At 72.8% G+C, this 14,224-nt stretch carries 15 protein-coding genes; 5 read left to right on the top strand and 10 right to left on the bottom strand.

Features of this window, described 5'->3' with window-relative positions:
* Positions 1 to 105: 105 nt before the first annotated feature.
* Complete coding sequence (locus tag TK50_RS03200) at positions 106 to 1,116, top strand: terpene synthase family protein (RefSeq protein WP_082106144.1); 1,011 nt, start codon at positions 106 to 108, stop codon at positions 1,114 to 1,116.
* Between the two features lie 76 nt (positions 1,117 to 1,192).
* Here TK50_RS03200 and mqnP read toward each other — a convergent pair whose 3' ends face one another.
* On the bottom strand, positions 1,193 to 2,104 hold the full coding sequence (gene mqnP, locus TK50_RS03195) for a menaquinone biosynthesis prenyltransferase MqnP (RefSeq protein ID WP_043961346.1): 912 nt from the start codon (positions 2,102 to 2,104) through the stop codon (positions 1,193 to 1,195).
* The gene (locus tag TK50_RS03190; RefSeq protein WP_043961344.1) at positions 2,104 to 3,564 is read right to left on the bottom strand and encodes a menaquinone biosynthesis decarboxylase; all 1,461 of its coding nucleotides are present in this window, start codon (positions 3,562 to 3,564) and stop codon (positions 2,104 to 2,106) included. Before TK50_RS03190 ends, mqnP begins: the two co-directional genes overlap by 1 nt.
* 191 nt (positions 3,565 to 3,755) lie before the next feature.
* Between TK50_RS03190 and TK50_RS03185 the strand changes: the two genes are divergently transcribed.
* Entirely contained in the window at positions 3,756 to 4,628 is an 873-nt protein-coding gene (locus TK50_RS03185; RefSeq protein WP_043961342.1) for an alpha/beta fold hydrolase, read from the top strand.
* Between the two features lie 13 nt (positions 4,629 to 4,641).
* Here the strand turns inward: TK50_RS03185 and TK50_RS03180 are convergent, their stop codons facing one another.
* Together TK50_RS03180 and TK50_RS03175 are read right to left on the bottom strand one after the other, a co-directional pair.
* Positions 4,642 to 4,830, bottom strand: a complete 189-nt coding sequence (locus tag TK50_RS03180) for a DUF397 domain-containing protein (protein WP_043961341.1) — start codon at positions 4,828 to 4,830, stop codon at positions 4,642 to 4,644.
* Positions 4,821 to 5,609 carry a helix-turn-helix domain-containing protein gene (locus tag TK50_RS03175; protein WP_082106143.1) on the bottom strand — a complete coding sequence of 263 codons (789 nt, stop codon included), beginning with the start codon at positions 5,607 to 5,609 and terminating at the stop codon, positions 4,821 to 4,823. The genes TK50_RS03180 and TK50_RS03175 overlap by 10 nt, the downstream gene beginning before the upstream one ends.
* A 236-nt stretch (positions 5,610 to 5,845) precedes the next feature.
* On the opposite strand from TK50_RS03175, the gene TK50_RS03170 reads away from it, so the two are divergent.
* The 3 genes from TK50_RS03170 (at position 5,846) to TK50_RS03160 (ending at position 7,906) form a co-directional block, all read left to right on the top strand.
* Positions 5,846 to 6,130 (top strand): hypothetical protein, encoded by a 285-nt coding sequence (locus TK50_RS03170; protein ID WP_043961339.1) that lies wholly within the window; start codon positions 5,846 to 5,848, stop codon positions 6,128 to 6,130.
* 114 nt (positions 6,131 to 6,244) lie between these two features.
* Complete coding sequence (locus tag TK50_RS03165; RefSeq protein WP_043961338.1) at positions 6,245 to 6,433, top strand: hypothetical protein; 189 nt, start codon at positions 6,245 to 6,247, stop codon at positions 6,431 to 6,433.
* A gap of 111 nt (positions 6,434 to 6,544) precedes the next feature.
* Entirely contained in the window at positions 6,545 to 7,906 is a 1,362-nt protein-coding gene (locus tag TK50_RS03160; RefSeq protein WP_043961336.1) for a CBM96 family carbohydrate-binding protein, read from the top strand.
* A gap of 46 nt (positions 7,907 to 7,952) precedes the next feature.
* On the opposite strand, the gene ccsB is transcribed toward TK50_RS03160, so the two are convergent.
* The 6 genes from ccsB to hemL are packed head-to-tail and all read right to left on the bottom strand — an operon-like array spanning position 7,953 to position 14,131.
* Positions 7,953 to 8,942 carry a c-type cytochrome biogenesis protein CcsB gene (ccsB, locus tag TK50_RS03155; protein ID WP_043961335.1) on the bottom strand — a complete coding sequence of 330 codons (990 nt, stop codon included), beginning with the start codon at positions 8,940 to 8,942 and terminating at the stop codon, positions 7,953 to 7,955.
* Positions 8,942 to 10,663 carry a cytochrome c biogenesis protein ResB gene (resB, locus tag TK50_RS03150; protein ID WP_043961333.1) on the bottom strand — a complete coding sequence of 574 codons (1,722 nt, stop codon included), beginning with the start codon at positions 10,661 to 10,663 and terminating at the stop codon, positions 8,942 to 8,944. Before resB ends, ccsB begins: the two co-directional genes overlap by 1 nt.
* Positions 10,663 to 11,571 (bottom strand): cytochrome c biogenesis CcdA family protein, encoded by a 909-nt coding sequence (locus TK50_RS03145; protein ID WP_043961331.1) that lies wholly within the window; start codon positions 11,569 to 11,571, stop codon positions 10,663 to 10,665. The genes resB and TK50_RS03145 overlap by 1 nt, the downstream gene beginning before the upstream one ends.
* A complete protein-coding gene (locus tag TK50_RS03140) occupies positions 11,571 to 12,146 on the bottom strand; it encodes a TlpA family protein disulfide reductase (RefSeq protein ID WP_043961329.1) in 576 nt (191 codons plus the stop codon). Before TK50_RS03140 ends, TK50_RS03145 begins: the two co-directional genes overlap by 1 nt.
* Positions 12,146 to 12,793: a histidine phosphatase family protein gene (locus TK50_RS03135; protein ID WP_043961327.1), complete on the bottom strand. Its 648-nt coding sequence runs from the start codon at positions 12,791 to 12,793 to the stop codon at positions 12,146 to 12,148. The genes TK50_RS03140 and TK50_RS03135 overlap by 1 nt, the downstream gene beginning before the upstream one ends.
* A 3-nt stretch (positions 12,794 to 12,796) precedes the next feature.
* Entirely contained in the window at positions 12,797 to 14,131 is a 1,335-nt protein-coding gene (gene hemL, locus TK50_RS03130) for a glutamate-1-semialdehyde 2,1-aminomutase (protein WP_043961326.1), read from the bottom strand.
* Positions 14,132 to 14,224 lie beyond the last annotated feature (93 nt).

The following is a 14,224-nucleotide window of genomic DNA, read 5'->3' as shown; positions in this document are numbered from 1 at the left end:
TGGGCCGCCGACCGCCCCCACCCCCGGGGCAGGGTGGGGGGCATCGCACGGGGTCGACCTGCCATGCTGCCGAAAACGATTCACGTCCCACAGGGGGAATCGGTGATGACCGACGACATCCTCCGGTCGCTGCGCGCCGACTGCCCGATTCCGCCTCGGCTGTCGCCGTACGCCGACCGGGTGCAACGCTGGCTCGACGACCGGCTGCCCGGGGTCGGCCTGCCGTTGGACTCCCCCGCCCTGGACCGGTTGTCCCGCGCCCGGTTCGCCCGGTACGCGGGCCGGCTCTACCCGGAGGCCACCGAGCCCGACCTGCGGGCCATCGCGGCCCTGTTCACCTGGTTCTTCCTGGTCGACGACGCCTGCGACCGGCCGGACCGGCTGCGCCCCGACGAGATCCTCGCCCTGCGGGACGGGACGCTCCGGCTGCTGCGCGACGGGCCCCGAGGCCGGCACCCGGGCCTCACGGGTCCACTGCGCCGGCTGCTGGTGCGGGCGTGGCGGGAACCGCGCCGCCGGATGCCGGCGCGCTGGCGGGAGAGGTTCACGGACGCGGTCGGTCACCACCTGCACGGCGCGTGGCTGGAGGCGGTGGAGAAGGCGGCCGGCCGCCCGCCGGACGTCGCCCGGTACGTCGAGCTGCGCCGGGCCACCTCGGCGGCGTACGTGTCGTATCCGCTGATCGAGTTCGTGACGGGCCGGCCGCTGCCCGACGCGGTGTACCACCACCCGCGGCTGCGCGAGATCGGCGATCTCGGCAACGACCTGCTCTCCTGGTACAACGACATCGCCTCGCTGGAGCGGGACCGGGCCACCTCCGGCGGGCACAACCTGGTGCTGGCGCTGGCCGCCGAGCGGGGCGTCGGGGTGGAGGCGGCGCTCGGCCCGGCCGCCGAGTGGTGGCGGACGGCGATGCGCCGCTTCGTCGAGCTACGCGCGGGCGTGCCGTCGTTCGGGCCGGCGCTGGACGAGGCGGTCGCCGACCACCTCGACGGGGTCGCCGCCGCCGTCCGGGGCACGATCGACTGGACGCTGGAGAGCGCCCGCTACGGAGGCGGCGGCGGTAAGGAGGGGCCCCTTCTCAACGCTTCCGGTAGAGCAGGGGCCCCTTCCTAGCCACGCTGGCCAGCGGCGGGAGCAGCGCCGGGGGGCGGCGACCCGGGGGACGGCGACGCGGGCGGCGGGGGCTCGCTCAGGGGTGCAGGCCCAGCCTGGCCACGAGGTCGACCAGCGCGAACACGAACAGCGCGATGCCGACGAACCCGTTCGCCGTGAAGAACGCCCGGTTGACCTTGCTCAGGTCTGTCGGGCTGACCACGAGGTGCTGGTAGCCGAACGCGGCGGCGGTGAGGGCCAGCCCGATCCACCACGGCCAGCCGAACCCGACGAGCGCCCCGAACCAGACGAACAGCGCGAACGTCACCACGTGCGCGACGGTGGAGGCGTGCAGGGCGAACCGCAGCCCGTACCGCGCGGGCACGCTGTGCACGCCGATCTCGCGGTCGACCTCGGCGTCCTGGCAGGCGTAGATCAGGTCGAAGCCGCCGATCCACAGGCCGACGGCCGCGCCGAGCAGAAACGCCGGCCACGAGCCGGCGAAGGTGCCGGTGACGGCGAGCCACGCGCCGACCGGGCCGACCGCCTGGGCGACCGCGAGGATCGCGTGCGGCCAGTTGGTGAACCGCTTGCCGTACGGGTAGACGACCAGCGGGACCACCGCGAGCGGCGCGAGCGCCAGGCAGAGCGGGTTGAGCAGGGCGGCGGCGGCGAGGAACACCACGAGCGCGACGCCCGCGCCGGTCCAGGCCGTCCGCACGCTCACCGCCCCGGTGACCAGTTCCCGGGCGGCGGTACGCGGGTTCCGCGCGTCGATCCGCCGGTCGAGGATGCGGTTGGCGGCCATGGCGAACGTCCGCGCCCCGACCATCGCCACGGTGATCAGCAGCAGGTCGAGCCAGCGCACCCGGCCGCCGTCGACCTGCATCGCGGTCAGCGCCGACAGGTACGCGAACGGCAGCGCGAAGACGGAGTGCTCGATCGCGACGAGCTTGAGGAAGGACTTGACGCGGCCCGGCCGCGCGGGCGCAGCAGCGGCGGTGGCCATCAGATCCCGTACTCCTTCCAGCGCTTGTCGACCAGGGAGACGACCTCGGGGGCCATGGTCATCTCCTCGGGCCAGCCCCGGGTGTAGCCCTCGGTGGGCAGCTTGCGGGTGGCGTCGACGCCGACCTTGCCGCCCCAGAACTGCTGGTAGGAGGAGTGGTCGAGGTGGTCGACGGGCCCCTCGGTGAGCAGCAGGTCGCGGGCGTAGTCGACGTTGCCGAACGCCCGGAACGCGACCTCGTGGTAGTCGTGCACGTCGCAGTCCTCGTCCACGATCACGATCAGCTTGGTCAGCGACATCAGGTGCGCGCCCCAGATGGCGTTCATCACCTTCTGGGCGTGCTTCGGGTAGCGCTTGCGGATCGACACGATCGCGCAGTTGTGGAAGACCCCGGCGGCCGGCAGGTCGTAGTCGACGATGTCGGGGATCAGCAGCTTGAGCAGCGGCTGGAAGATCCGCTCGGTGGCCTTGCCGAGGCCGTGGTCCTCCTGCGGCGGCTTCGAGGTGACGATCGAGTGGTAGACGGCGTCGCGCTGCATGGTCATCGTCTCGATGTGCAGCACGGGGAACGGCTCGACCGGAGTGTAGAAGCCGGTGTGGTCGCCGAACGGCCCCTCGGGCAGCCGCTCGCCGGGCTCCAGGTAGCCCTCCAGCACGATCTGGGCGTGCGCGGGCACCTGGAGCGGGACGGTGAGGCAGTCGACCATCTCGACCCGCTCGCCGCGCAGGAACCCGGCGAACAGGTACTCGTCGATGTCGCTGGGCAGCGGCGCGCTGGCCGCGTACGAGACGACCGGGTCGCAGCCGATCGCGACCGCGACGGGCAGGCGCTGGCCGAGCCGCTCGGCCACCGCGTGGTGGGCGGTCGAGTCCTTGTGGATCTGCCAGTGCATGCCGAGGGTGTTGCGGGAGTGCTGCTGGAGCCGGTAGAGGCCGAGGTTGCGCTTGCCGGTCTCGGGGTGCTTGGTGTGGGTGAGCCCGTAGTTGTGGAAGATCCCGCCGTCGCCGGGCCAGACCTGGAGGCCGGGCAGCCGGCCCAGGTCGACGTCGTCGCCGGAGTAGACCACCTGCTGGCACGGGGCCGTCTTGACCTTGCGCGGCGGCACCGACTTGAGCTGCATGACCTTGCCGAGGCCCTCGCGGATGCCGGACCAGCCGACGGGCAGCTCCGGCTTGATCAGCGCGCCGATCCGCGCGCCGATCTCGTCGAGCGAGTCGACGCCCAGCGCCATCGCCATCCGCTTCTCGGTGCCGAACAGGTTGATCGCCACCGGCAGCTCACCCCGGGTGGGGCGCTCGAACAGCAGCGCGGGGCCGCCCTCGCGCACGGTCCGGGTGACGATCTCGCTGATCTCCAGCGTCGGGTCCACGGGGACGCGGACGCGGCGCAGCTCCCCCGCCCGCTCCAGGGCCGCGAGGAAGTCCTTCAGATCGGTGTACGGGAACCCACGAACCGCCATGCCCCCAGTCTCCCGCACCGTGCTGAGGTGCAAGGAAGGGCCCCTTGTTGACGCTTCCTGCAGAGGAAGGGCCCCCTGTCAACAAGCCCGGTCACCCGGGCGGCGGGCGTCTCCCCACCCGATCGGCGCTCGTTGGTACGGGTGGCGGTGCGACGGGTGGTCGGGCCGCCGGGGTCGGGACGGGGGCGGCGATGGGCGACGGGCGGGTGCCGGCGGGGTTCACCGAGCAACGGGCCCAGGTCGGCGCGGTGGCGATCAACTACGTCCGGGGCGGCCGGGGGCCGACCCTGGTGCTGCTGCACGGCTACCCGCAGTGCTGGCGGATGTGGCGGGGGCTGCTGCCGGAGCTGGCCGACTCGTACCACGTGATCGCCCCCGACCTGCGCGGCTTCGGCGACAGCGACGCCCCGCCCGGCGGGTACGACAAGAAGACCGTCGCCGCCGACCTGCACGGGCTGCTGACCGGCCTGGGCCTGGCCGACGACATCCGGCTGGTCGGCCACGACGTGGGCACCATGGTCGCGTACGCCTACGCCGCCGCGCACCCCGGCACGGTGTCCCGGCTGGTGCTGACCGAGGCACCGATCCCCGACGAGAGCATCTACGCGTTTCCCGCGTTGACCGCCGCCGGGCCGGCGGTGTGGAACTTCGGCTTCTTCAACCTCACCAACGGCCTGCCGGAGGAGCTGGTCGCCGGCCGGGAGTCGCTCTGGGTGGACCGCTTCACCGACTCGATCATGGTGCACAAGGGCAGCATCGGCGCGGACGACATCGAGGAGTACGCCCGGCATCTGAAGGACCCGGCGCACCTGCGGGCCAGCTTCGCCTACTTCCGCGCGTTCGGGCAGGACGTCGCGGACAACGTGGCGTACCGGAAGCGGCCGCTGCCGATGCCGGTGCTCGCCGTCGGGGCCGGGGCCAGCCTCGGCGGGCAGGTGGCCGACCAGGTGCGCCGGTACGCCCGCACGGTCGAGGGCCGGGTGGTCGAGGACTGCGGCCACTGGCTGTTCGAGGAGCGCCCGGCCGAGCTGACCGCCCTCCTGCTCCCCTTCCTGCGCGGCTGACGCCGCGTGCCGGTCAGCGGGTGCGGGCCAGTGCCACGAAGGCTCGCCAGGCGGCCGGGGCGAACGTCAGCACACCGCCGTCGCGGTCCTTGCTGTCGCGCACGCCGACCACGCCGGAGAGGTTGTCGGCCACCTCGACGCAGTTGCCGCCGTTGGTGCTGCTCCGGGTGCTGGTGCGCCACCGCGCGCCGGTCAGCTCCATGACTTTGCCACCTCCGCCAACAGGTCGATCGACTGTCGGGGCGGCAGCGCCTCGCCCTGGATCGACTCCCAGGCCGACCGGACCGCCAGCACGTCCCCGGTGTGGTCGATCACCTGGCCCTTGAGCTGATCGTCGAGATAGACGACGTCCTCCCCGGTGGGCAGCGTAGCCAGTACGAAGGCCCCGGCGACACCCGGATACGCGCCGACCGTGCCGGGCACGACGTGCAGCCGCACCCGGGGATGCTCGGTGGCCAGCTTCACCAGGCGCAGCGATTGCTCGCGCATCACCACCGGGCCGCCGACCGGGCGGCGCAGCACGTGCTCGTCGAGCACCGCGACGAGCTGCGGCGGGCGCTCCCCGGTGAGCACCGCCTGCCGCGCCAGCCGCGTCTCGACCCGCTGCTCCACCTCCGGCTCGTCGAAGAGGCCGACGCTGCGGAACAGCGCGCGGGCGTAGGCCGCCGTCTGGAGCAACCCCGGCACCACCGTGTTCTCGAACGACCGGAGCACGGTGGCCTGCCGCTCGTTGGCCTCCCACTCCCGCATCCACTGCGGCGACCCGAGGCGGACCAGCATGCGCGCGAACGCGCCGCCCGTGTCGAGCGCCACGTCGACCAACTCCCAGAAGTCCGGCGGCGGCTTGCGCGCCCCGGTCTCGACCATCGCCACCGTCGACGGCGAATAGTTGACCGCCTTCGCCAGGTCCTCCTGGGTCATCCTCCGGGCGGCCCGCATGTGCCGTAGCTCATCGATCAACACCCGCAGGCGCTCGTCCATCCCCGCGTCCCCTCACCGTCGTTTCCGCGTTTCTCACGGCATTCACCGAGCACCCCGGCCAACACACAGGGCAACCAGTCACCTTCTCACGGTAGCGGGGTCCTCGCCAGACTGTGCACAACGGAACCGCCCGGATCCGACCCGAAAGGACGGGCGCAACCGTCGCGGGGCCGTCCGGCACGTCGGCGACGGACGGCCCCGCCGCCAGGCCACCCACCGAGAGCGAGGAGAGCGCGATGACCGGCTGTGCACGGCCCACGCGGCTGCACGTACCCCTTCGCCCGCTCTGGCTCTGCCGGGCCTGCGGCGCGCCGTGGCCCTGCGCAACGGCGCGGCTGACCCTCCTGACCGACTACCGGAACAGCCCCATCGCTCTGTCGATCTACCTCGCCGGAATGCTGTACAACGCCGTCGACGATCTGTATCGGCTCGACCCGCACGACGCGCCGAATCCCGGCGCCCTGCACGCGCGCTTCCTGGGCTGGGCAGCCCCCCGCACCCCCCGCTTCCCGGATCGGTGATCAAGAGAAAAGCGTCATAGTTGATCTATGCGATGACGCAAACCTCTTGATCACCGGGCAGGGGAGCGGGCGCTCGCCCCGAGAGAGCAACCCGGCGACATGCATGATGGGGGCATGGACGACGCGTACGTGTCCGGCGACCCGGACGGCCTCTCGCCCCTGCTGGTCCGCATCCGCGACGCCGTGGCCCGGGAGCTGCACGCCCAGCTCGCCATGCGGTCGGACCGGATCGAGCTGGCCGACGTGCCGGAGATCGCCTACCAGGTGACGCTCCGCGTCGACGGGGTGATCACCCGGCGGTGACCAGCCGTTGACACGACGGTGACGGGTCGCGGGGTCCACTCGCCGGGCATGGGCGGGCCGGGAGGCAGCGCCGCGACCTGTGGCGGTCGGCCGGCCCGGACGGAGATCCCCATGAGCAGACGCGCTCTCCACAGCGTGCTGGCGGCCCTCGCCCTCGTGGCCGGGCTGCTCGGCGGCGCGCCGCCGGCAGCGGCGGCAACCACGACCGTGACGTTCCTCCCCAGCCAGGACACCTACGTCAGCTCGTCGAGCCCGAACACGAACTTCAACAGCACCAACTCGCTCGTGGTCGGTGCCGCCCCGACCCGGATCTCGTACCTCCAGTTCACGGTCACCCGGCTGACCGACCCGGTCAGCAGCGCCCGCCTCCGGCTGCACGTCCAGAACACCCCCAACGCCCCCAGCCCGGCCGGCGGCACCGCGCAGCAGGCCGGCACCGACTGGTCGGAGCGCACGCTGACGTACGCCACCCGGCCGCCGTCGATCGGCGGACCGTTCGGGTCGATCGGCACGGTGCGCAGCAACACCTGGTACGAGCTGGACGTCACCGCCGCCGTCACCGGCAACGGGCTCATCGCCTTCGCCCTGTCGTCCACCAACCCGGACGGCGCCTTCTACGACAGCCGGGAGTCCACCACCTTCGCCCCGCAGCTGATCGTCGGCACCGGCACCCCGCCCACGGGCAACAACGTGCTGCTCAACGGCGGCGACATCTCCGCGTGCAGCACCACCGGGGCGGCGCAGACCGCGCAGATCGTCGCCCGCGAGCCCGGCACCGTCATGGCCGGCGGCGACCTCACCGACAGCGGTACGGCGGACCAGCTCGCCAACTGCTACGACCCGACGTGGGGCCAGTTCAAGGACCGGACGAAGCCCATCCTCGGCAACCACGACTATCTGACCGCCAACGCCAAGCCCACCTTCGACTACTTCGGCCCGGTGCTGCCGCCCGGCAAGGGCTACTACTCCTTCGACCAGGCCGGCTGGCACATCGTCGTGCTGAACACCAACTGCTCGAAGGTGGGCGGCTGCCAGGCCGGCTCGGCGCAGGAACGGTGGCTGCGCGCGGACCTGGCCGCGCACCCGACCCGCTGCACCCTGGCCCAATATCATCACCCGCTGTTCAGCTCCGGCGGCCGGGAGTCGTCGAACGTCCGGCCCCTGTTCCAGGCGCTCTACGACGCCGGGGCCGAGATCGTCATCAACGGGCACAACCACCAGTACGAACGGTTCGCCCCGCAGGACCCGTCGGGGGTCGCCGACCCGGCCCGGGGCATCCGGGAGTTCGTGGTGGGCACCGGGGGCCGTTCGCTCCAGAGTTCGTTCCCCGAGCCCGCCGCCAACAGCGAGGTCAAGAACGGACGCACCTTCGGGGTGCTCAAGCTGACGCTCTCGCCGGGCAGCTACACCTGGCAGTTCCTGCCGGTGGTCGGCGCCACCTTCACCGACTCGGGCACCGGCACCTGCCACTGACCCGGGCCGGGTCCGGCCCGCTCGTGCGGGTCGGACCCGGTGGGGGTCAGCTCACCCCGGCGTACGAGTGCAGGCCGGTGAAGAAGAAGTTGACGCCGAACAGGTTCATCAGCACGGTGAGGAAGCCGACGATGGCGAGCCAGGTCGCCACGTTGCGTCGCACGCTCGGGGTGGCCCGGGCGTGCAGGTAGCCCGCGTAGACCACCCAGGAGATGAACGCCCAGGTCTCCTTCGGGTCCCAGCCCCACGGCCGGCCCCACGCGGCCTCCGCCCAGATCGCCCCGGCGATCACCGCGAAGGTGAAGACCGGGAACGCGAAGGCGTGCAGCGAGAAGGTCAGCCGCTCCAGGCCGGCCGCCGCCGGCAGCCGCTTCGCCAGGGTGTACGGGAAGCTGCGCTTGCCCTGCTCGTAGCCGTTGCGCATGAGGAACGCGATCGCCGGCACGACGCCCAGCAGGAAGATGCCCGACGAGAAGCTGATCGTCGACACGTGCACGACGAACCAGTAGGAGTTGAGCGCCGGGGTCAGCGGCACCACCTCGACATAGAGCTTCAGCTCGGCGAACGCCAGCAGCAGCACCATGACGAGGGTGAGGAACAGCCCGAGGCGGCGCAGCGAGGGGCGCTTCCACAGCACGGCGAGCCACGCCGCCGTGCCGATGAACGACACGGTCAGCACGAACTCGTACATGTTGCCCCAGGGCATCCGGTCGGCGGCGATGCCGCGCGTGACCGTGGCGCCGAGGTGCAGCGCGGCGGCGAGCGCGGTGATCCACACCGCCACCCGGCCGGCGAGCCGGCCCCGGGCCGTCGAACGGTCGACGCCGACCGGCGGGGCGTCGGCCTTGGCGACGGGACCGTCGGGAAGGACGCTGCCCCCGGCACCCACCCCCGCCCCGACCAGCTCGCGCGCGGGCGCGGCGGGCCGGGCGACGGCGCGGGCGTTGCCCAGGGCGTACTCGACGGCGTGGCTGATCATCGCGATCAGGTACGCCAGGGTCGCGAACGTGACCAGTTGGTCGGAGAGTGCGGACATCACTGCGCTCCTTCTCGCGTCCCGGCCGGGCCACGCGCTGTTGCCTCGCCGGCCCGCTCGCCCGGCGTACCGTCGCCGCGGATGGCGGCGACGAGCTGCGCGAACTCGTCGGCGAACCCTGGATAGTCGGTGCGCGGCAGGCCACCGGCCTCCACCAAGCTACTACCGGCCGTCGGAGATCCACCGGCGGGGTCCGCCGCAGTCTCCGTCGCGCCGGTCGCCGGGGGCGTCCCGGCCGGCGTGACGCGGAACCAGACCCGGCGGCGCTTGCCGAACAGCGCGCCCATGAGGCCGATCAGCAGCGTCGTCGAGCTGACCAGCAGCAGGGCCGAGCCGGGGTCGTACCGGACCGAGATCGTGATGTACGGCTGCGTGCCGACGAACTCCAGCACGCTGCCGTCGTCCAGCGTCCACTTCTCGCCGACGGCGAGCTTGCGGTCGCCGATCTGCTTGAGCTTGCCGTTGCTGACCTGGCGCTGGTCGAGTTGGTAGACCGAGCCGGGGATGCCGGCGTCCATGCCCAGGTTGCCCCGGTAGGCGACCAGCACCACCGCCGGGTTGCGCTCGGTCGGGAACTCCGACCGGGTGAACGGGGGCTGCTGCGGCGCGGTGGGCAGGTAGAGCCCCTCGAAGGCGACCTGGAGGTCGGCGTTCCGCTTCCCCGTGGCCGGGTCGACGTTGACGTCGGGGAACGCGGCCACGCCCTCGCTGGTCAGGGTGGCGTCCCCGGTGGTCAGGAACGGGAAGTTGCTGGTCTGCGTCTTGCCGTAGCGGTCGGTGTAGCGCAGGACCGGCGCGTACCCGTGGCCGAGCAGGTAGACGTTGGCGCCGCCGAGGCGCAGCGGGTCGTTCACCGAGAAGGACGCGGTGCGGGTGGCCCGGCCCGCCTCCTCCACGTCGACCGTCGCCCGGTACGACTCCGGCTGCGTCGACTCCAGGAACGTCGCGTCGAACTTCTTCAGCGTCAGGCAGAACGGCGGCAGGTCGGCGCTGTCGACGCGCGGGCCGAGCTTGGCCTCGGCGTACTGCTGCCGGGTGTTGCAGAACGCGTTGTCCGCGCCGGCCACCAGCAGCTTGTTGCCGTGCCAGCCGTACCACGAGCCGAGCGCGACCCCGAGCAGCACGGCGATGAGCGAGGTGTGGAACAGCAGGTTGCCGGTCTCCTTGAGGTAGCCCTTCTCGGCGGAGACCTCGGTGCCGCGCACCTGGACGCGCCAGCGGCGGCGGCGCAGCTCGGCGGCGATGGCCTCGACGGCCGCGATCCCCTCGACGGTTGCGGGACCGGAGGTGGCGACGCCGGTCAGCACGGCGTGCTGGGGCAGCCGGTCCAGCCGCTTCGGCGCGGCCGGTGGCTTCGCCCGCAGGGCGCGCACGTGGTCGCGCAGCCGGGGCACGATGCAGCCGATCAGCGAGGTGAACAGCAGCAGGTAGATCGCCGAGAACCAGACCGAGCCGAACACCTCGAACGCGCCGATCCGGTCCAGCTTCGGGGCCAGGTCGGGGTGCTCGACGAAGTACTTGTTGACGTTCTCCGGGTTGACCCCGCGCTGCGGCAGCACCGAGCCGGGGATCGCGGCGACCGCGAGCAGGAACAGCAGGATCAGCGCCGTACGCATGCTGGTGAGCTGCCGCCACGAGTTGCGCAGCAGGGCCAGCACGGGGTTGGGCCGGCGGCGGGGGGCGTCGGCCGGCGGGGCCGGCCGGTCCTCGACGACCGTCATCAGATGCTCACCTCGCCCACGCCGACGGTGGTCTGCAACCAGATCACGAAGTTGGTCCACCCGCCGGTGACCAGCGCCAGGCCGATCAGGATCAGCAGGACCCCGCCGACGCGGGTGACCCAGCGGCTGTTGCGCCGCACGGCGCGGAACACCCCGAGCAGCCGGTGGAAGGCCAGCCCGAAGACGACGAACGGCACCCCCAGCCCGAGGCAGTACGCCACGGCGAGCACCACGGCCCGGTCGAGTTGCCCGCCGGGGGTGGCCATGCCGAGCACCGCCGCGAGCGTCGGGCCGGTGCAGGGCATCCAGCTCAGCGCGAAGACCGCGCCGAAGACGGGGGCCCCGAGCAGGCCGGCGGCGGGCAGCCGCTGGATGCGGAACTCCCGTTGCAGGCCGGGGAGCACCCCGACGAACGCCAGCCCGAGCACGACGATCAGCGCGCCCACGCCGATCTCCAACTGCCGCTCGTACTGGATGAGGACCCGGCCGACGCTGGCGAAGAGGATCGCGGTGGCGGTGAAGACGGCGGTGAAGCCGGCGATGAAGAGCAGCGTCCCGGCGAGCACCCGCCCCTTCACGGCCGCGCCGGTCCGGATCCCCTCCCGGGTACGCTCCGCCGCCCGTTCCCGCACGGCGACCCCGCCCCCGTCGGGGTGCCCGCCGCCGGCCGGCTCACCCGACCCGGGGGTGTCAACAGGGGGCCCCTGCTCTACAGAAGGCGTTGACAGGGGGCCCTTTCTTGCACGCTCCAGGTCGGTGCCGGCCAGGCCCGTCACGTAGGACAGGTAGCCGGGGACCAGGGGGAGGATGCACGGGGAGAGGAAGCTGACCAGCCCGGCGAGCGCCGCCGCGCCGATGGCCAGCAGCAGCGGGCCGCCGCTGGCGATGTCGTGGAAGGTCTCGCCCATCAGCGGGAACCGTCGGGCGCGGGCTTCTCGGCGGCGATCCGCTCGACGATCGGTTGCAGCCGGTCCTGGGTGACCGCCGACCGGATGACCACGGCGACCCGGCCGTCCCGGTCGAGGATCACGGTGGCCGGGATGGTGTTCGGCGCGATGTCGAAGGCGAGGGCCAGCCGGCTCGGCGGGTCGAACAGGCTCGGGTAGGTGACCCGACCTTCCTCGAACGCCAGGGCCTTGTCCCGGTTGTCCTGCACGTTGATGCCGAGGAACGTCACCCCGGAGCCCTTGGTGGCCTGGTAGGTGGCCTCCAGGTCGTCGGCCTCGGCGCGGCAGGGCGGGCACCAGGAGCCCCAGAAGTTGACCACGACGACCTGCCCGAGGTCCTTCGCGATGTCGTAGCTGCCGCCGGTGAGCAGCTCACCGGCGAGCTTCGGCGCGGCGGAGCGCTCGTCGGGGGCGCACTCGATGACCCCGTCGGTGGTGGCGCAGCGCCGCTCCTGGCTGTCGCCGGAGCAGCCGGCCAGCGCCGCCGTGGCCGTCACGGCCGCGAGGAGTCCGGCGATCCACCTTCGGGCTGGCATCAGGCCCCCTTGGCCGTCCGGGCGGTCGGCGATGTGGCGACGAGGTGGGCGGCGGGCTCCGAGTAGCCGATGCCCACCACCTTCGCGCCGTCGAAGTGGAACGAGGTGAGGCTGGCCAGCCCGCACTGCCGCTTGCGCGGGTCGTGCCAGAGCCGCTTGCGCTCGACGTACCGGCGCAGGGTCCAGATGGGGAGCTGGTGGGAGACCAGCACGGCCTCCCGGCCCTCGGCGGCGACGCGGGCGGCGTGCAGGGCGGCGAACATCCGCTCGGCGATGGCCCGGTACGCCTCGCCCCAGCTCGGGGTGACCGGGTCGCGCAGCACCCACCAGTTGCGCGGGTCGCGGAACGACCCGTCGCCCGGGGAGACCTTCTTGCCCTCGAACCAGTTGGCGCTCTCGATCAGCCGCTCGTCCACCCCGACGGGCAGGCCGAACTGGGCGGCGATCGGCTCGGCGGTCTGCTGGGCGCGTTCGAGCGGGCTGGCCACCACGTGCACCACGTGCCGCTCGGCGAGCCCCTGGGCCGCCGCCTTGGCCATCTGCACGCCCAGCTCCGACAGGCGGAAGCCGGGCAGCCGGCCGTAGAGGATCTGGCCCGGGTTGTGCACCTCACCGTGCCGCAGCACATGCACCACCGTCTTGCTCACCGGTTACCCCCCGTTGCCTGCCGCTGCCGCGTTCGCCGCCGCCGGCAGGGCCGAGGCGATCCGCTCCAGGGCGGCGTCGTCGATCGCCGCCGAGACGAACCAGGACTCGAACGCGCTCGGCGGCAGGTAGACGCCGTCGGCGAGCATCGAGTGGAAGAACGCCCGGAACGCCGGGACCTGCTGGGTCCGCGCGCTGTCGTAGTCGACCACGTCGGCGTCCGTGAAGAAGATCGAGAACATGCTGCCCGCGTACGACAGGCGGTGCGGGACCCCGGCGGCGGCCAGCGCGTCGGAGGCGAGCTTGCCCACGACGGCGGCCGTGTCGTCGAGCCTGCGGTAGACGGCGTCGTCGGCCAGCCGCAGCGTGGCCAGGCCGGCGGCGCACGCGAGGGGGTTTCCGGAGAGCGTGCCGGCCTGGTAGACCGGCCCGGCCGGGGCGAGTCGCGCCATGATCTCCGCGCGCCCGCCGAAGGCCGCGGCGGGCAGCCCGCCACCCATGACCTTTCCGTACGTCCACAGGTCGGCGTCGACCGGGTCGAGCCCGTGCCAGCCGGAGCGGGACACCCGGAACCCGGTCATCACCTCGTCGACGATGAGCAGCGCGCCGTGCGCGTGGGCGATCCGGGCGAGCTGGGCGTTGAACCCGTCGCGCGGGGCGACCACGCCCATGTTGCCGGCCGCCGCCTCGGTGATGACGGCGGCGATGTGCTGCCCCTGCGCGGCGAACGCCTCCTCGACGGCGGCGACGTCGTTGTACGGCAGCACGATGGTCTCGCCCGCCGCCGCGCCGGTGACGCCGGGCGAGTCGGGCAGGCCGAGGGTGGCCACGCCGGAGCCGGCGGCGGCGAGCAGCGCGTCGACGTGCCCGTGGTAGCAGCCGGCGAACTTGATGATCTTGGAGCGGCCGGTGTGGCCCCGGGCCAGCCGGATCGCCGACATGGTGGCCTCGGTGCCCGAGTTGACCAGCCGGACCTGCTCGACCGGGGTCCGGTCGACGATCTCGGCGGCCAGCTCGACCTCGCCGGGGGTCGGGGTGCCGAAGCTGGTGCCCAGGGCGGCGGCGGCCTGGACGGCGTCGACCACCGCGGGGTGGGCGTGCCCGAGCAGCAGCGGCCCCCAGGAGCAGACGAGGTCGACGTAGCGCCGGCCGTCCGCGTCGTAGAGCCAGGGACCCTCCCCCCGGACCATGAAGCGCGGCGTCCCGCCGACGGCCTGGAACGCGCGCACGGGGGAGTTGACCCCGCCCGGCACGATGGCGCGGGCGCGGTCGAACAGGGCCTCTGAGGCCGGCGCGTCGGCTGGGTAGCGGCCGGATCCGGCGGAGAAGTCATCGGTCACGATGCGGCCATTGTGTCAGCGCCGGACGGCGAATCGGCACCCACCCCTGATCGGGGTTACCGGGCTCACCCCGGCGGTGGGGCTCGACGGGGG

The organism is Micromonospora haikouensis, from assembly GCF_000876225.1.
In the GTDB taxonomy this organism is placed as follows: domain Bacteria; phylum Actinomycetota; class Actinomycetes; order Mycobacteriales; family Micromonosporaceae; genus Micromonospora; species Micromonospora haikouensis.
This window is presented reverse-complemented; position numbering and strand designations above follow the sequence as displayed.